14 protein-coding genes are annotated in these 16,446 nt (G+C 63.5%); 6 read left to right on the top strand and 8 right to left on the bottom strand.

What is annotated here, in order from left to right:
- Window position 1: 1 nt before the first annotated feature.
- Complete coding sequence (locus tag H0Z09_RS18240; RefSeq protein ID WP_186692086.1) at window positions 2-628, top strand: glutathione S-transferase; 627 nt, start codon at window positions 2-4, stop codon at window positions 626-628.
- A gap of 340 nt (window positions 629-968) precedes the next feature.
- On the top strand, window positions 969-1,577 hold the full coding sequence (locus H0Z09_RS18235; protein WP_186692084.1) for a LysE family translocator: 609 nt from the start codon (window positions 969-971) through the stop codon (window positions 1,575-1,577).
- An 8-nt stretch (window positions 1,578-1,585) separates the two neighbouring features.
- On the opposite strand, the gene H0Z09_RS18230 is transcribed toward H0Z09_RS18235, so the two are convergent.
- A complete protein-coding gene (locus H0Z09_RS18230; protein ID WP_186692082.1) occupies window positions 1,586-3,352 on the bottom strand; it encodes a S8/S53 family peptidase in 1,767 nt (588 codons plus the stop codon).
- A gap of 641 nt (window positions 3,353-3,993) precedes the next feature.
- Here H0Z09_RS18230 and H0Z09_RS18225 point away from each other — a divergent pair.
- Window positions 3,994-5,454, top strand: coding sequence for an MFS transporter (locus H0Z09_RS18225; protein ID WP_186692080.1), 1,461 nt, complete (start codon window positions 3,994-3,996; stop codon window positions 5,452-5,454).
- Window positions 5,455-5,859: 405 nt separating this feature from the next.
- Here the strand turns inward: H0Z09_RS18225 and H0Z09_RS18220 are convergent, their stop codons facing one another.
- The 3 genes from H0Z09_RS18220 to H0Z09_RS18210 form a co-directional block, all read right to left on the bottom strand.
- Window positions 5,860-6,951 carry a polyamine ABC transporter substrate-binding protein gene (locus H0Z09_RS18220; RefSeq protein ID WP_186692078.1) on the bottom strand — a complete coding sequence of 364 codons (1,092 nt, stop codon included), beginning with the start codon at window positions 6,949-6,951 and terminating at the stop codon, window positions 5,860-5,862.
- On the bottom strand, window positions 6,948-7,982 hold the full coding sequence (locus H0Z09_RS18215; protein WP_186692077.1) for a histone deacetylase family protein: 1,035 nt from the start codon (window positions 7,980-7,982) through the stop codon (window positions 6,948-6,950). Before H0Z09_RS18215 ends, H0Z09_RS18220 begins: the two co-directional genes overlap by 4 nt.
- Before the next feature lie 133 nt (window positions 7,983-8,115).
- Complete coding sequence (locus H0Z09_RS18210; protein ID WP_186692075.1) at window positions 8,116-9,108, bottom strand: AraC family transcriptional regulator; 993 nt, start codon at window positions 9,106-9,108, stop codon at window positions 8,116-8,118.
- 202 nt (window positions 9,109-9,310) lie between these two features.
- Here H0Z09_RS18210 and H0Z09_RS18205 point away from each other — a divergent pair, with 202 nt between their 5' ends.
- The gene (locus H0Z09_RS18205; protein ID WP_065874155.1) at window positions 9,311-9,544 is read left to right on the top strand and encodes a hypothetical protein; all 234 of its coding nucleotides are present in this window, start codon (window positions 9,311-9,313) and stop codon (window positions 9,542-9,544) included.
- 10 nt (window positions 9,545-9,554) lie between these two features.
- Here H0Z09_RS18205 and H0Z09_RS18200 read toward each other — a convergent pair whose 3' ends face one another.
- Together H0Z09_RS18200 and H0Z09_RS18195 are read right to left on the bottom strand one after the other, a co-directional pair.
- Window positions 9,555-11,096, bottom strand: a complete 1,542-nt coding sequence (locus tag H0Z09_RS18200) for a GMC family oxidoreductase (protein ID WP_186692074.1) — start codon at window positions 11,094-11,096, stop codon at window positions 9,555-9,557.
- Between the two features lie 96 nt (window positions 11,097-11,192).
- The gene (locus H0Z09_RS18195; RefSeq protein ID WP_186692073.1) at window positions 11,193-11,948 is read right to left on the bottom strand and encodes an alpha/beta hydrolase; all 756 of its coding nucleotides are present in this window, start codon (window positions 11,946-11,948) and stop codon (window positions 11,193-11,195) included.
- 103 nt (window positions 11,949-12,051) lie between these two features.
- Here H0Z09_RS18195 and H0Z09_RS18190 point away from each other — a divergent pair, with 103 nt between their 5' ends.
- Entirely contained in the window at window positions 12,052-13,491 is a 1,440-nt protein-coding gene (locus H0Z09_RS18190) for an HD domain-containing phosphohydrolase (protein WP_186692072.1), read from the top strand.
- 319 nt (window positions 13,492-13,810) lie between these two features.
- Here H0Z09_RS18190 and H0Z09_RS18185 read toward each other — a convergent pair whose 3' ends face one another.
- The gene (locus tag H0Z09_RS18185; RefSeq protein WP_186692071.1) at window positions 13,811-14,041 is read right to left on the bottom strand and encodes a DUF6124 family protein; all 231 of its coding nucleotides are present in this window, start codon (window positions 14,039-14,041) and stop codon (window positions 13,811-13,813) included.
- Window positions 14,042-14,622: 581 nt separating this feature from the next.
- Between H0Z09_RS18185 and H0Z09_RS18180 the strand changes: the two genes are divergently transcribed.
- A complete protein-coding gene (locus H0Z09_RS18180; RefSeq protein ID WP_186692070.1) occupies window positions 14,623-15,195 on the top strand; it encodes a nucleotidyltransferase family protein in 573 nt (190 codons plus the stop codon).
- On the opposite strand, the gene chrA is transcribed toward H0Z09_RS18180, so the two are convergent.
- Window positions 15,184-16,383, bottom strand: a complete 1,200-nt coding sequence (chrA, locus tag H0Z09_RS18175; protein WP_186692069.1) for a chromate efflux transporter — start codon at window positions 16,381-16,383, stop codon at window positions 15,184-15,186. The genes H0Z09_RS18180 and chrA overlap by 12 nt on opposite strands.
- Window positions 16,384-16,446 lie beyond the last annotated feature (63 nt).

The raw sequence follows: 16,446 nt of genomic DNA, 5'->3' as shown, positions 1-16,446 counted from the left end.
TATGATCATCGTCCACCACCTCAACAACTCACGTTCGCAACGCATCCTGTGGCTGCTCGAAGAACTTGGCCTGCCCTATGAAATCAAGCGCTACCAGCGCGACCCCAAGACCAACCTGGCGCCGCCTGAGCTCAAGGCCATTCATCCGCTGGGCAAATCGCCGGTGATCGAAGACGGCGGCCACGTGCTGATCGAATCCGCCGCCATCATCGACTACCTGATCCGCCGACACGGCCAGGGCCGCCTGCAACCGGATCCGGCCAGCGCGGCCTACGACACGTACGTGCAATGGCTGCACTTTGCCGAAGGTTCGGCCATGCTGCCGTTGATGCTCAATCTTTATGTGGGCCGCCTCGGCGATGCCGGCGCGCCGTTGCACCCGCGTATCGAATCGGAAGTGGCCAATTATTTGGGTTACCTCAACGACGTGCTGGGGCAGACCCCGTACCTGGTCGGCGATGAGTTGAGCGGCGCCGACATCCAGATGAGCTTTATCGGCGAAGTGGCAGGGGCCCAAGGCAAGTTGCAGGCTTACCCGAACCTGGCGGCATGGGTGCAGAAGTTCCAGGCACGGCCTGCGTATCGCAAGGCGGTGGAGCAGGGCGGGGAGTATGCGTTTGCCAAGTGACTCCATAAGTATTGGCACAACTTTGTAGTGAGCGGGCTTGTCCCGCGCTGGGCTGCGAAGCGGCCCCAATCAAGCAACCTCGGATTATCTGGAACTCAGCGGCGTTTTTATTGGGGCGGCTTCGCCACCCAGCGCGGGACAAGCCCGCTCACTACAGGTGCTCCTGCGTTCTCAAAAAAAAGACTCGGCGAGGCTGCGAAGGGATCACCTCGGTGCCCCTGTTAGCCGCTACGCCTGTATCGCATCGCTTTCTCTCAGCGCACTGCTTGGATTATGCGCTTTCCATGGCTCTCGTCCATTTGCAAAATGCAAGCTCTAACCTAGCCATTGAGACCTGATCATGCCATTCGATACCTGGCTGCTCTACTTGGTTACCTGCTGCGGCATCGCAGTGGTACCCGGGCCGAACGCGTTATTGGCGCTGACCCATGGCGCGATCCATGGCAGCCGCAGAACACTGTTCACCATCACCGGCGGCGTGCTCGGTTTCGCCCTGGTGCTGACGCTGTGCGCGTTGGGCCTGGGCGCCTTGATCCAGGCTAGCGCCACTTGGTTCATGGCCTTGAAAATTGCCGGCGGGCTCTACCTGATCTGGTTGGGCCTGGGCCTGTGGCGCTCGGCTCCCATCAACCTCGATGCCCCCGCTACGACCGGCCTGCAACGTTGGTCGCTGTTCCGCCAAGGGCTGGTCTCAGCCATTTCAAATCCCAAGGCGCTGCTGCTGTTTACTGCGTTTATTCCACCCTTCCTGGACCCGCACCGCAGCATTGTCGCGCAGACGGCGGCGATCGCGCTGACCTACGCCGTCGTCGAGTTTGTTGTCGAATATACGGTCGCCAGCGCAGCGCACAAGGTCAGGCCTTGGCTGGCGCGAACCGGGCGACGGTTCAATAAAACCTGCGGCGGGTTCTTCGTGCTGTTCGGGGTGGCCTTGCCGATGCATGGCTGAGGCCCGTCTCACCGCACACGCGTGCGGCTCTGCACCGCCAGATCCAACGCCTTTTGCATGTCCAGCCGCGCCGAACGGCCTACGTCCTTGTCGTTGAGCTGATAGTTACGCTCCGACGGCAGGATCGGCGCGGTCAGGTCCTGCGCGTCGCTGCGTTCGAAGTCATTGTTGTCACCGATACTCATGGCGCTGCGGCGCAGCAACATGCGCAATTGCTCGGGCTGAAGCTGCGGGTTGATCGACAGCATCGCCGCCAGCAACCCCGCCACCATCGGCGTAGCGTAGGACGTGCCGCAATGTACCGCGCCGTCCTCACCCGCCTTTGCCGTCGACGCATGGGCGCAGGCCGCGGCGGTGATGTCCACGCGCATGTCCACGTTCGAAGAGCTGCGGGTGACCGCGTAAGCCGGGTCATCGATGGCGACCCCGCCGCGTTCACTGCGCTGGTGCCCGCCGACCACCAGCAGTTGTTCGGTGATAAAAGAGGAGGGCAGCCGGTAGTCATCCGTGCCGGAGAATGCCGAGCCGTTGCCCGCGGAGTTCACCACGATCACGTCCGGATGCTCCTTGCGCAGCCACAGGAAAAACTCCTCCAGCAACTCCTCATACCCGCTCATGGCGATACCCGAGCGCAGCAGCGAATCCACCTCATCGCCGTTGACGTCCCTGGCGCCGACACGATGAATCCCCCAGCTCCAGTTGAGCACCCGCACACCGTCCTCCACCAGGTTGACCGATGCGGCGATATTGGCCGTGATGCCGGCGTCGGAATTGCGGTCGACAATCACATCGAAACCACCGCTGGCCTTATCCAGCCCGCGCAGGAAACCGGTGTTGCCGCCATCGTCCCACTTCGCCGCAAGAATCCCGGCCACGGTGGTGCCATGCCCGTCTGGAGCACGTGTGTCGCGCGCGTAAACACAGGTGCGCTTGGGCGAACAGCCGCCCAGGTAGTCAGCGAAATCCGCTGTGTCGAAATCCACACCGCGCTCGATCACGCCCACACGCACCGGCTGCGGCACAATCGGCGTGTGCTGCCCCGGAAGCCGGCGCTGGTAGTAGGCGACCGCGTCGAGAAAGCGGTTGGCCGCCCATTCATCAGAGTCCGCCGCGGGTTTGCTCGGTGCCTTGGGAGGCGTCGCGGCGTGCTCGGATTCTTCGGCAGCGGACTCTTCGATCACCACCGCATCCACACTGGTTTCACTGCCCAGGCGCAGCACCAGGGCGTCACGCTGAACCAGGTCCTTGGCCGGCAGGCGCAGTTGAAACAGGTTCAACGGCGCGATACTGCCGACCACAGTGGCCCCGTATTTGTGGGCCAGGCGCTCGGCTTCCTGGCGACCGTCGTGGTCTTCTTCGATCAGCACGCTGACCAGGTCGACGTAGGTGGTCAGGCCGTCCATGTTCTTCGCCACTTCGCCCGGCGTCGCCGCGACTACATGGCTGTTGCGCAGGGTCAGCCAGGCCGCGTTGCTGCGGCGGGCGCCGTCTTCGAGCCAGAGCGGGCCGCTCTGGTGCTGCGCGCTGTCCAGGCGCAAGCGCAGCTGATTGCCGTCGCGTTGCAGCGCACCCGACGGCAGCGCCTTGCCGGCCAGTTTCAGTTGCGGCGTTGCATCGCCCAATCCGCCTACCTTCAGGCACCAGTCCTGCTGGCGGTTTTCCAACAGGTCGCCGCAGCGTTTCAGGTTTTCCAGGCGCAAGGGCTCCTGGGCAACGGCGCTTGTGCTTGCGGCCAGGGCGAAGAAGGTTGCGAGGACAGCGAGGCGTAGGGGCATGGGCAGGATCTTGGCCGGGGTGATGGTGTTCGGACTGCGATGAGGGGCGCTTCGTTCAGAGGATGCGATGCAATCTCAGCACCGATAGCGCTCAACTGAGGGAGCTGTCGAGCCCCAGCGAGGCTGCGAAGGCGGCGGTACTGCCAGCATCTTTATCGGCCGACCCACCGCTATCGCAGCCTCGCTAAAGCTCGGGAGCTCCCATAGGGGATCTACTTTGTCGGCGGTATTTCGGTTGTACCTGCGAACGCAATCTCTAGAGCAACGCAGATCAACTGTGGGAGCTGTCGAGCCCCAGCGAGGCTGCGAAGGCGGCGGTACTGCCGGCATTTTTATCGCCTGCCCCACCGCTTTCGCAGCCTCGCTAAAGCTCGACAGCTCCCACAGGAGATCTGCTGTGTGGGCGGGACCGGTTGTACCTGCAAACACAGTATTCAGCCGCGATGAAGATCAAATGTGGGAGCTGTCGAGCCCCAGCGAGGCTGCGAAGGCGGCGGCACTGCTGGCATCTTTATCGGCCGACCCACCGCTATCGCAGCCTCGCTAAAGCTCGGGAGCTCCAACGCACACTCAGTAGTTGAACTCCACTCCCGGCGCCCACTCCTAACTCATAACGTGCTTCATAGGACGAGGACGCCGCGATGATCGATCAGCAGCTTCACACCCACAAGCCCGGTGCGGTCTTCGAAACCGACCTGCCGGCGCGACTGGACCGGCTGCCCTGGGGCCGATTTCATACGCTGCTGGTATTCGCGCTCGGCATCACCTGGCTGCTCGACGGCCTGGAGGTGACACTGGCCGGTTCGGTGTCCGGCGCGCTGAAAGACAGCCCAGGCCTGCGGATGAGCAATGTCGACATCGGCCTGGCCGGCGGGGTCTACATTGCCGGCGCCGTGCTCGGTGCCTTGCTGTTTGGCTGGCTCACCGACCGCCTGGGCCGGCGCAAGTTGTTCTTCATCACCTTGTGGCTCTATATCGGCGCCACGGCGGCCACCGCGTTTTCCTTCAACCTGGAAACCTTCCTGCTGTTCCGTTTCCTCACCGGCATGGGCATCGGCGGCGAATACACCGCGATCAACTCGACCATCCAGGAATTCACCCCGGCGCGTTATCGCGGCTGGGTCGACCTGACCATCAATGGCACTTTCTGGCTCGGTGCAGCCCTCGGCGCTGGCGGGGCCATTGTGCTGCTCGACCCGCACGTGGTCGGCGGCGACCTCGGCTGGCGCCTGTGCTTCGGCATTGGTGCGGCGCTGGGCCTGATCATCCTGATCATGCGCCTATGGCTGCCGGAGAGCCCGCGCTGGCTGATGATTCACGGCCAGCACGACGAAGCGCGCCGCATCGTCGAAGGCATCGAAACCCGCCTGCGCGCCCAAGGCCACGACCTGCCCGCCGTCAGCAGCCCCCCCTTGCGCCTGCATGCCCGCGACCACACGCCGCTGCGCGAAATCTTCCACACCCTGTTTGTCAGCTTCCGCCGCCGCGCCCTGGTGGGGATGACCCTGCTCACCGCCCAGGCGTTCTTCTACAACGCCATTTTCTTCACCTACGCGCTGGTGCTCACCGACTTCTACCAAGTGCCCGCCGAGAAAGTCGGCTGGTACGTCCTGCCGCTGGCCCTCGGCAACTTCTGCGGCCCGCTGCTGTTGGGACGGCTGTTCGATGTGGTCGGCCGCCGCGTCATGATCAGCTCCACCTACGCGATCTCCGGCGTGTTGCTGGCGCTGAGCGGCTATGCGTTCCAGCAAGGCTGGTTCGATGTGACCCAGCAGGCGGTGGCGTGGATGGTGATCTTCTTTTTCGCCTCGGCGGCGGCCAGTTCGGCTTACCTGACCGTGGCGGAGACGTTCCCGCTGGAAATCCGCGCGCTGGCCATTGCGGTGTTCTACGCGTTCGGCACCGGGCTGGGCGGGATCATCGGGCCGACATTGTTTGGGCAGTTGATCCAGACACAGCAGCGCGGGAGTTTGTTGATCGGGTATCTGATCGGGGCCGCGCTGATGTGCGGCGCGGCGCTGGTGCAAGCGATCTGGGGCGTGGCGGCGGAGCGCCAGGCCTTGGAGAGCGTGGCCAGGCCGTTGTCGCAGGCGGGGGATTGAGCGTGATGCAGGGTCATCAGCGCTTCACTGACCCAGCGGTATCTTACGCAACCTGTAGTGAGCGGGCTTGCCCTAATGCCAGTCAGTTAAGCGCAATCCCCTGTGGGAGCGGGCTTGCTCGCGAAAGCGGTGGGTCAGTCAACATCAATGTTTGCTGTGCCGATGTCTTCGCGAGCAAGCCCGCTCCCACATTTGATCTTCGTTGCTTTAAGCATTGCGTTCGCTTAACTGATCGGCATTAGGGCTTGCCCGCGCTGGGCTGCTAAGCAGCCCCAATAAAGACACCACCGAATGCCAGATTAAAACCGCGTCGCCTGGTTTGGGGCGGCTTCGCCACCCAGCGCGGGGCAAGCCCGCTCACTACAGAGCTGTCGAGTCCCGGCCAGGCTGCGAGAGGGTCGGTACTTATCTGCCCGACTTGATCTTCGTCCACGCCCGCGTGCGCGCGCGTTCGGCATCACGGCCCAGGGGCTTGAGGGTATAGAGCGTGGCCATGGCTGCCTCGGTGGGGTACAGGTTGGGGTTGTTGCGAATCGCCGGATCAACCTGTTCGGTGGCGTCCTTGTTGGGATTGGGGTAGCCAACAAAGTCGCTGATCGGCGCGATCACCTGCGGCTGCAGCAGGTAGTTGATAAAGGTGTAGGCGTCCTGCGGGTTGCTGGCACCCTTGGGGATGGCGAGCATGTCGAACCAGATTGGCGCGCCTTCCTTGGGCAGGCGCATGTCCACGGTGACGCCGTTCTTGGCTTCCTTGGCGCGGTTGGCAGCCTGGGAAAAGCTGCCGGAGTAACCAACGGCCACGCAAATGTCGCCGTTGGCGATATCGGCCATGTACTTGGAGGAGTGGAAGTAGGTGATGTAAGGACGGATTTTCATCAACAGCGCCTCGGCCTTGACGTAGTCCTTGGGGTTGCTGCTGTTGGGGTCCAGGCCCAGGTGTTGCAACGCCAGTGGCAGGATTTCCGAGGGCGAATCGAGCAGCGCCACGCCGCACTGTTTGAGCTTGCTGATGTTCTCTTCCTTGAAGATCAGGTCCCAGCTGTCGACCGGCGCGTCGGCCCCCAGCGCGGCCTTGACCTTGTCCGGGTTGAAGCCGATCAGGATGGTGCCGTACATGTAGGGCACGGCGAATTTATTGCCGGGGTCGTTGGCCTCGATCAGCTTCATCAGCTTGGGGTCAAGGTGGTTCCAGTTCGGCAACTGGCTGCGGTCCAGGGGTTGGAACACCCCGGCTTCAATCTGTTTGGCCAGGAATACGTTGGACGGCACCACCACGTCGTAGCCGGCGTTGCCGGTGAGCAGCTTGGCTTCAAGCGCTTCGTTGGTATCGAAGATGTCGTACACCAGCTTGATCGCAGGGTTCTGCGCCTTGAAGTCCTCCAGCGCCTTGGGCGTGATGTAGTCGAACCAGTTATAGACCTTGAGGGTTTTGTCCTCGGCGTGGGCCATGCCACTGGCAACGGCCGCGCAGAGCACGAGTGACTTGAGCATGTTCATTGGGCTGCCCCTTCAAAACCTTCGAGAACGTTGACGGCATTGATGCCGATTTCTTCCACCGCGTAGCCGCCTTCCATCACAAACAGCGTGGGCTTGCCCAGGCCGGCGATGCGGGCTCCCATGGCCAGGTAGTCCGGGCTGTCGAGCTTGAATTGCGAAATCGGGTCGTCCTTGAACGTGTCCACACCCAGGGAGACCACTATGACGTCGGCGCCATAGCGCTCGATCTCTGCGCAGGCCTGTTCAAGCGCGGCGCTCCAGGCTTGCCAGCCGGTGCCTGCCGGCAGCGGGTAGTTGAAGTTGAAGCCTGCCCCGGCGCCTTCCCCGAGCTCGTCCGCATACCCCAGGAAAAACGGAAACTCCGCTTCCGGGTGCCCGTGGATCGAGGTGAACAGCACGTCGTTGCGCTCATAGAAAATCGATTGGGTGCCGTTGCCATGGTGGTAATCCACATCCAGGATCGCGACCTTTTTGTGGCCCTGGTCGAGGAACGCCTGAGCGGCGATGGCGGCATTATTGAGGTAGCAATAACCGCCCATGAGATCACCGGCGGCATGATGCCCCGGCGGGCGGCACAGGGCGAAAGCACTGCGGGCGCCTTGCTGGACAGCGGCCTGGGCGGTGAGGGCAACCTGCGCAGCGCTGTAGGCTGCTTGCCAGGTGCCGGCGGTAATCGGTGCGCCGCCGTCGAAGCTGTAATAGCCCAACTGGCCGTGCAGGCTGGTGGGCAATACCGCTCGCAGCGTACGCGCGGGCCAGGTGTAGGGCAGCAGGTCGCCGTCCTGGCCGAACTCGGTCCAGCGCGCCCAGGCCCCCTGGAAAAAGTCGAGATAGTCGCGGCTGTGGATGCGTTGCAGTGGTGCCAGGCCAAAATCCTGCGGTGCCTGCACCGGCCCCAGATGACGGTGCTTGACCCGTTGCAGCACATGGTCGGCACGCGAGGGCATTTCAAAGCAGGGCATCAGTTGCCCGTCCATCAGTTCACAGCGGCCGTGATGCAGGTGGTGATCATCGGAGTAGATGGTCAGCATGTTGTTGTTCTCCGCAGGCTGTATCGGTGCATGCAGTCTTGCGGTGGGCGCGGTTTTTGAGAACGTCGGGAGCGGCCAAAAGGGGATAAATATGGCCAAAGTGTTTGTCCGCAATTCGACCCTTTATGGGGCGTTACCCGCGATATCGGCTTGGCGCGACGCCACTCCAGCGCACAAAGGCGTGCCTGAAGCTTGCGGTCTCGCTGAAGCCCAGGGTCTCGGCGATTCGATGGATTGGCCAGTGGTCTTCGGCCAGCAGTTGCTTGGCGCGTTCGAAACGAAGCTCGTCGAGCAGTTCCTGATAGCTGCAGCCCAGCTCATGCAAATGTCGACGCAGGGTGCGCGCCGAGCAGTTCATTTGAACGGCCAGCCCGTCCAGCCCAGGTGCGGCGCGCAGTTGCCCCGCCAGCAACTGGCGGATGCGCCCCAGCCAGGCCTCGCGCCCGGTAAATTCGGTGTTCTGTTTGCGACAGCGCTCGGCCATGGCGTGATGGGTTACGGCGTCGGCCAGTGGCAGAGGTTGCTCCAGCCAATGTTTATCAAAGGCAAACGCGTTGGTCGTGGCCTGGAACTGTAACGGGCAGTCGAAACACTCGGCGTAGCGCGCGCGATAATCCGGCGCATCGTACTCGAACCGCGCGCTCAGCAACGGCAGCGGATGGCCGAGCAAGTCGTCGCAGATGACCTTCAACGACGCCAGGCACAGCTCCACATTGAAGGCGGTGAGCGCCGGGTTTTCGCGGTAGTCGCCAGCGGTAAACCAGACCCGTTCGCCGTCCTCCTTAAGGCTCAGCTCGAACAGTGTTCCCAGCAGCGCCGGATAACGCAGGGCCAGGCGCAAAGCGTCACCGAAAGTGGCACTGGTGAGCAGGGCATAGCCGAGCATGCCGTACGACGAGACATGCATGCGCCGGCCCACGCTCAGGCCGATATCACGCTGCAGCGCCACGGCGTTGGCGCACACTTGCATCTCCTGATGCGTGGCGATGCGCGTATCGGCACGGCTCAAGTCCGCCGCGCAGATACCGCTGCCGGCCAGCAGCGTCGCGGCGGGCCAGCCTTGCGCCTCGAACGTGCTGAGTACCAGCGAGACAGCATTGAGGGTGGTGAGATGGGAATGCAACATGGCGACTTCCAGCCAGGGGATGGCTGGAAAGGGCAGCAAGTAATGTGCCGAAGCCCGCGGCTAACGCCTGTTCGATGCCGTGTAGGCGCGCGCCTGCTGCCTATTTCGGCACAAAGCGGCCCCTTTTTTTCGCAACCGGTCTACCATGCCAGCCCCGGCAGTGGTTCACGCGCTACCGACCCCATTCTTAAAAGGTGCTGCAATGTCCATCGATCAAATCTCCCTGCCTAAAGGCGTAGGCCCTCACGCCATCAAGCTTCTTGAAGCCATCACCGGCGCGTCCACCCATGAAGAACTCAACCGCGCCGGCGGTAAAGCCGAGGGTTTTGTGCTGGGCCTTGAGTCCACCAAGGCCATTAAAAGCCAGATCGCCGAGTCGCTGTATGTGGCTTACGACGACGCGGCGAGTAATCGGGCGGGTGAGTTGAAGGGCTGAGAGCCTGGCCTCACACCTGATACAGCGCACGAATCTCCTCTACTGCCCGCTCCCCGATCACCACACACGGCGCCATGGTGTTGCCGCTGGTCACGTGCGGCATGATCGAGGCGTCGGCAATCCGCAGGCCTTGCACGCCGTACACCCGCAGGCGGCTGTCGACCACCGACATCGAATCCCGACCCATTTTCGCGGTGCCGCATTGGTGCCAATAGGTCATGGCGGCATTGCGTGCGTAGTGTTCCAACGCGCGCGCGTCGAGGTTGCCCGGCAAGCATTCACCTTTGACCAGGCCTTTGAAGGCGGCCTGCGCGCCCAGTTCCTGGACGAAGCGCAGGTTGTCCAAGGCGCTGCGCAGGTCGTCCGGGTGCGACAGCGTGTTGGGCTGGATGATCGGCGCGTCGTCATAGCGTGGGCCGGACAAGGTGACGTGGCCACGGCTCTGCGGGTGGGCGAGGCCGGCGAACATGGTCCAGCCGTGGGCAGGCACGCCCAGGTGGGCGTTTTCGGCGCTGGGCACCGGGAATTCGGCTTGGCAGTGGAACATGTCCGGCAGGCGCAGGGCGTTGTCGCTGCTCCAGTACAAGGTGGCTTCGGAGCCGCCGTGGCCGATGGGTTGTGGCGTGGTGTATTCGAAGATGGCGGCAAACGACACGTGGTCCTGATGGTTGGCGCCGACACCGGGCAGGTGCTGGACCACCGGGATGCCGTGGCGTCGCAGTGCCTGTTCAGGCCCGATGCCGGATTGCATCAGCACCTTGGGCGTATTGATCGCGCCGAGGGACAGGATTACCTCGTGGCCGGCGAAGTAGCACTGGGGTTGCCCCTGTTTCAGCGCCTCAACCCCCACCACGCGCTGGCCCTCGAACAGCAGCCGGCTCACCCATGTATCGGTCAAGACAGTCAGGTTAGGCTGGCCGCGCCGTGGGTGGACATACGCGCGGTAGATGGAATGGCGCTTGCCGTCCTTGATGATCAGGTCGTTGAAGGCCGCGCCGCCTCGGCCTTCCATCATCAGGCCGTTGGGGTTGTCGAAGGTGGGGATGTCCATTGCGCTGGCGGCGTCGAGCATGGCGTGTGCGATCGGCTGGGCGGGCGCGGCAGGCTGGACATGCACCGGGCCGCCGGTGCCGCGTCGGCTGGGGTCGGCGTTGCCCTGGTAGTCCTCGATGCGCTGGTACAACTTGAGCACGGAGGCGTAATTCCAGGCCGGGTCGCCGCTTTCCGCGGCGAAGTCCTCCCAATCGTTTTTATGCCCGCGCGCCCACAACATCACGTTGATGCTCGACCCGCCGCCCAGGCCGCGGCCCATGTTGAGCGGGATCTGCCGGTCATTGATATGCGGGTTGGCGGCGGCGGTGAAGTTCCAGTCGCGCTCACTGCCCAGGTTCATGGGCCAGTGGCTGGGCTGCTCGATATCGGGGTGTTCGTCGTCGCTGCCTGCTTCGATCAGCAGCACGCGTACCTCGGGGTTTTCTGCCAGCCGGCCCGCGACCACGGAGCCGGATGCGCCGGCGCCACATACAATGAAGTCGAACGTGTTGTCAGGCATGAATCCATTTCCATCCGTTTGATATGCGCAAGGCCAGGCACTTACTTTTCCGTGCGTTCTTGATAAGTGCCCGGCCCATGGTAAGAATGCCGGGCGTTACTGGCTTTGCTGCACCGCCTGGATGATCACCTTGGCCACATCGGCCGGGCGTGATTGTTGAGGCACATGGCTGGCCTGGATCTCAGTGACCTGGGCGCCGATTTTTTTCGCGAAGGCGCGCTGCAGGTCAGGTTGGATCATGCGGTCGTCGCGGGCGACCACGTACCAGGACGGCTTGCCTTTCCAGGCGGCGGCGCTGGTTTTGTCGTCAAACGCCGAGGCGCGGATCGGCCCTTGGGTGGCGGCCATCACGGCGGTCTGTTCTGCCGGCAGGTCCTGGGCGAAGCCGGTGGCCATGCCTTGGGCGGTCATGTAGAGGAAGCCGTTTTTATCGGCAGCGATGTCTTTGACGCCGGCCGGGGCGGGGTAGTCTTTGCCCAGGTCTTTGCTGGCCTGGCCGGCATCCGGGGCAAAGGCGGCGACGTAAACCAGGCTGCGTACTTTCTGGTCGGTGCCGGCCTGGCTGATCACGGTGCCGCCCCACGAATGCCCGACCAGCACGACGTTGCCGTCCTGGTTATTGAGCACGCGTTGGGTGGCGGCGACATCGTCTGCCAGCGAGGTGAGCGGGTTTTGCACCACGGTGACCTTGATGCCTTGGGTCTGCAGCAGCGGCACCACCTTGGCCCAGTCGGAGCCGTCGGCGAAGGCACCGTGCACGATCACCACCGAAGGTTGGGCGGCGAAGCTGGCGCTGGCGAAGATCAAGGTGGTCATGGCGAGTGCGAGAGCGATTGCTTTGGGCTTGAACATGGCGGTGTCTCCTGTTGGGGTGTCGCCAGTGTCGGCATTGCGCGGCGGTACGGGTATCGGTCGTTTATCCGAGGCCGGCCATTTAATGAGTGCGGAGAAACAAATGGACGAAACGGACTGCATTGAAATGGACGGCGCGATCCTGGCCCTGTCCATGGTCGGCGACCTGAGCATGGGCCAGCCGTTTGGCCAGTCGCGGCGAACGGCGCGCCTGGTGCAGTTGCTGGGCCAGGCCTGCCACGGTGACGGCGACCACATCGACATCGGCCGCCAGGTGGCGTTGCTGCGGTGGTCGGGCTGCACGGCGAATGCGGACGGTTTCAGCGAACTGTTGGGCGACGACGTGCAGGGGCGCAACGCGATGCTCAGCCAGACCCTCGACGCAGCAGGCGCACGCGCCGTAGGCCAGGCGACGTCGCTGGCGCAGGTGCATTGCGAGGTGTCCGGCGATATCGCCCGGACCTTGGGGCTCAATGCTGGCGTGGAACAGGGCCTGCGCAATGTGTTCGAGCAGTTCGACGGCGGCGGCAGGCCCTTCGGCTTGCGCCACCCGCAGGTGCCCGAAGTGGTTTACCTGGTGGTGCTGGCGGGCGACCTGGAGATTCTGTCGCGGGTTCATGGCCTGGAAATGGCGCTGCAATGGATCGCAGGCCAGCGTGATCAACGCTATCCGGCCGCGCTGATCGCCGAACTCACGCGCCATGCCGGGGATTGGCTGGAGCAGTTGCGTTCAGTGCAAGAGTGGCCGGCTTGTGCGCGCGCCGAGCAGCGTGAGGTACCGTTAACGTTGGTGGGCGACGTGATCGATCTCAAGTTGCCCTGGCTTGCCGGTTATTCGCGGCGCTCGGCAGAATTGGTACGCGTGGCGGCGGGGCTGTCCGGAATGTCCCAGTCCAGCGCCAATCACCTGAGCCAGGCGGCGTTGATCCACGGCATCGGCCGCGCCGCAGTGCCCAATCGTATCTGGAATACGCCCGGTGCACTGCTCGACGGCGACCTCGAGCAGGCCCGATTGGTGCCTTACTGGACCTCACGCGTCTGCGGCCAGATCCCGGCGCTCACCGTGCCCGGGCAACTGGCGGCCCATGCCTACGAGCGGCTCGACGGCAGCGGCTACTTCCGCAGCCTCAGCGGCGACGCGCTCACAGACGAGCACCGCTTGCTGACGGCCACCCTGGCCTGGACCGCGTTGCGCAGTGATCGCCCCTGGCGCCCGGCATTCAGCGAGGACGATGCGGCACGCCTGATGCTGGATGAGGCGCAACAGGGCCGCTTCGACACGCGCGCCTGCCAAACCGTGATCGCTGCGGCGCGTGGCGAGCTTTCAGTCAAAGCCTGCAAGGCCAGCAATGGCCCGCTCACCGAGCGCGAAACCGAGATTTTGCAGCGCATCAGCAAGGGCGGCAGCAACAAGGAAGTCGCGCGCCAGCTCGGCATCAGCCCGAGCACCGTGCGCACTCATGTGGAGAGTGTGTTTCGCAAACTGCACTGCACCACGCGGGCGGCGGCGACGCTCAAGGCGTTGACGTTGGGGTTGATTTGAGTACCGTCGTTTGCTTGATTGCTGAGTCGTGATGTTTGCCGGACTTATTCCGGCACCTTTGTAGTGAGCGGGCTTGTCGAATCGTCGCACCGCCCGCGCGGTGGCGAAGCCGCCCCAAACCAGGCGACTCGGTTTTATCTGTAAATCGGCGGTGACTGTATTAGGGCGGCTTCGCCACCCAGCGCGGGGCAAGCCCGCTCACTACAGGCGTTGGCGTTAGGGTTGAGTGAGCACTGCGCGTCTGCTGGATCGCCGCGTCGTTGTATGTGGCATATGACGACGCGGCGAGTCATCAGGCGGTGAGTTGAAAGGCTGGCAATTAAGCGGAGCAGGGCGCTTCGCGGTCCAGGAGTTTGGCAGTGAGCAGTACACCCAGTTCGCTCAGTTGGTGGATGGCCAGGGCGATGTCGCGGTGTTTGCCGCACAGGTCTTCGGACAGGTCGAGCAGCAGGGTGCTGACGGAGGTGAAGGTTTCGTAGCTGTTGGTGATGAGGGTTTCGTTACTGGCGTTGGGAGCGACGCTGAAGAGGGCGGTTGGATCTGTAGCCATTGTTAAGTTCCTTGCTTGAGGCCACGACCCGGTCGCTACTAAACAATAGGGCGGTGGCTGTACGCAGGTTAGTAGACCGGTGGAACCTAACAAAACCGGCGCGCCCGAGGGCGCCCTGCGCACAGCCACCATCAAGCGTAGACGGGAACGTCTGATCGATGAAGCTTGTGCACCTGTTAGGTTGAACCGTGGGCTACTAAACCCGATCACCGAGACGTCGGCGACCGGAGCACCTTAGAGACGGCCACCCCAGCGCACAAGCCGGCGGATTCTGACGTACGCGTAGGCAATGGGGCAAGGTGCCGGGTGGGTTTGGGATTTGTCTGAAGGACCCTGGGTATCCATACGATCTGTAGTGAGCGGGCTTGCCCCGCGCTGGGTGGCGAAGCCGCCCCAATACAGTCGCCGCCGATTTACAGATAAAACCGAGTCGCCTGGTTTGGGGCGGCTTCGCCCCCCAGCGCGGGGCAAGCCCGCTCACTACACCACGATGTGTCCGGTCCATACACGCGGTGTAAAAGGCACGCGGCGTTGGTGTAGGCTCAGCGGCCCGAACGCCGCTGAAAGCACAAGGAATGCCCATGACATTGACCGTCAAAACCCTGCTCGACCTGGCCATGGCCAACCCGATCAACGCCCAAATCACCGCGCGTTTGCCGGACCTCGGCGTGGACCAGTGCTTTCTCACGGCGGGCTGTCTGTTCCAGGCGGTGTGGAATCATCAGTCGAACCTGCCGGCCGCCCATGACGTCAAGGACTACGACGTTTTCTACTTCGATACCGACCTGTCCTACGAGGCTGAGGACGCCGTGATCCGCGCAGCCGATGCACTGTTCCAAGACCTGGGCGTCAACGTCGAAGTGAAGAACCAGGCGCGGGTCCACCTCTGGTATGGCGAGCGGTTTGGCCGTCCGTATCCGCAGTTGCATACGGCCAAGCAGGGGATTGATCGTTACCTGGTAGCGGGTACGTGCATCGGCTTGGAGATTGCCACGGGTGAACTGTATGCGCCGTATGGCTTGGAGGATGTGGCGCAGGGCGTGCTGCGCATCAACCCGCTGCATGCGGAGCCTGCGTTGTTTGCGCAAAAGGCGCGCAGTTACCAGGCGCGTTGGCCTTGGCTGAAGATCATCGAGCCGGGTTCAGCCCAGTAACCCTCCCACTGCGCCGCAGCCGGCCACGACCAGCCAGGGCGGCAGCCGCCCAACGGTCAACGCTGCCAGGGCGATCAGCGCCAGGGCGAAGTCCGCCACGCTAAAAATCGCGCTGGTCCACACCGGCTGGTACAACGCCGCGAGCAAGAGCCCCACCACCGCCGCGTTGACCCCGGCCAGTGCGGCTTGGGTGCGTGGGCTGCGGCGCAGGGTAGCCCAGAAGGGCAGCGCGCCCATCACCAGCAGAAACGACGGGGCAAAGATCGCCAACAGGCCAATCACGCCCCCCAGCCAGCCCGTCGGCGCATGATTCATCGACGCGCCGAGGAAGGCGGCGAAGGTGAACAGCGGGCCCGGCACGGCTTGCGTGGCGCCATAGCCGGCGACGAATACATCATTGCTCACCCACTGCGGTGTCACCACTTCGGTTTGCAGCAGTGGCAACACCACATGGCCGCCGCCGAATACCAGCGAACCGGTGCGATAGAAAGCATCCACCAAGGCCAGGGTCGGGTTGGGCAGCCAACCGGCCAGGATCGGCAGGCCCGCCAGCAACAGCGCAAACAGCCCCAACCACAAGGCGCCTGCGCGGCGGCTGATGGCGATCGGCAGCGCGTCATGCTCGGTACTTGGCGCTGGCTTAAACAGCAGCAGACCGGCGAGGCCCGCAAGGGCGATTACCCCGACCTGGCCCCAGGCGGACGGTTCCAGCAGCGCCGCGCAGGCCGCGATCAGCATCAGCGTAATACGCACCACGCCCCGGCACAGGTTGCGCGCCATGCCCCAAACGGCCTGGGCTACCACCGCCACGGCCACGACTTTAAGACCGTGCAGCACGCCGGAGGGAATAGCGTTGCCGTAATGGGAAAGGCCCGTGGCGAACAGGATCAAGGCAATGGCTGACGGCAGTGTAAACCCGGCCCAGGCAGCAGCCGCACCACCGTAACCCGCGCGGGACAGGCCCAGTGCAATGCCCACCTGGCTGCTGGCCGGGCCGGGCAAGAATTGGCACAGCGCGACCAGGTCCGCGTAGCTGCGTTCGCTGAGCCAGCGCCGCCGGGTCACGAACTCGGCGCGAAAGTAGCCCAAATGGGCGATGGGCCCGCCGAACGAGGTGAGGCCCAGACGCAGGAAGATAAGGAACACCGACCAAGGGCTGTTGGAGGAGGAGGCGAGCGGGTTGGCCAAGGTTGGATCTCGGGTAGAGGGCTAAGCTGTGGGAGGGCTTCCCGGCACCATAACCAATTTTGA

This window comes from Pseudomonas sp. SWRI18, assembly GCF_014268345.1.
GTDB lineage: Bacteria > Pseudomonadota > Gammaproteobacteria > Pseudomonadales > Pseudomonadaceae > Aquipseudomonas > Aquipseudomonas cedrina.
Note: the sequence above shows the minus strand (reverse complement) of the source record. Positions and strands in the feature narration are given on the sequence as shown.

What these genes read in the sequence shown, in the direction of transcription:
- H0Z09_RS18240 (WP_186692086.1), top strand. Translation starts at nt 2, where the DNA reads ATGATCATCGTCCACCACCTCAACAACTCACGTTCGCAACGCATCCTG.
- H0Z09_RS18235 (WP_186692084.1), top strand. Translation starts at nt 969, where the DNA reads ATGCCATTCGATACCTGGCTGCTCTACTTGGTTACCTGCTGCGGCATC.
- H0Z09_RS18230 (WP_186692082.1), bottom strand. Translation starts at nt 3,352, where the DNA reads ATGCCCCTACGCCTCGCTGTCCTCGCAACCTTCTTCGCCCTGGCCGCA.
- H0Z09_RS18225 (WP_186692080.1), top strand. Translation starts at nt 3,994, where the DNA reads ATGATCGATCAGCAGCTTCACACCCACAAGCCCGGTGCGGTCTTCGAA.
- H0Z09_RS18220 (WP_186692078.1), bottom strand. Translation starts at nt 6,951, where the DNA reads ATGAACATGCTCAAGTCACTCGTGCTCTGCGCGGCCGTTGCCAGTGGC.
- H0Z09_RS18215 (WP_186692077.1), bottom strand. Translation starts at nt 7,982, where the DNA reads ATGCTGACCATCTACTCCGATGATCACCACCTGCATCACGGCCGCTGT.
- H0Z09_RS18210 (WP_186692075.1), bottom strand. Translation starts at nt 9,108, where the DNA reads ATGTTGCATTCCCATCTCACCACCCTCAATGCTGTCTCGCTGGTACTC.
- H0Z09_RS18205 (WP_065874155.1), top strand. Translation starts at nt 9,311, where the DNA reads ATGTCCATCGATCAAATCTCCCTGCCTAAAGGCGTAGGCCCTCACGCC.
- H0Z09_RS18200 (WP_186692074.1), bottom strand. Translation starts at nt 11,096, where the DNA reads ATGCCTGACAACACGTTCGACTTCATTGTATGTGGCGCCGGCGCATCC.
- H0Z09_RS18195 (WP_186692073.1), bottom strand. Translation starts at nt 11,948, where the DNA reads ATGTTCAAGCCCAAAGCAATCGCTCTCGCACTCGCCATGACCACCTTG.
- H0Z09_RS18190 (WP_186692072.1), top strand. Translation starts at nt 12,052, where the DNA reads ATGGACGAAACGGACTGCATTGAAATGGACGGCGCGATCCTGGCCCTG.
- H0Z09_RS18185 (WP_186692071.1), bottom strand. Translation starts at nt 14,041, where the DNA reads ATGGCTACAGATCCAACCGCCCTCTTCAGCGTCGCTCCCAACGCCAGT.
- H0Z09_RS18180 (WP_186692070.1), top strand. Translation starts at nt 14,623, where the DNA reads ATGACATTGACCGTCAAAACCCTGCTCGACCTGGCCATGGCCAACCCG.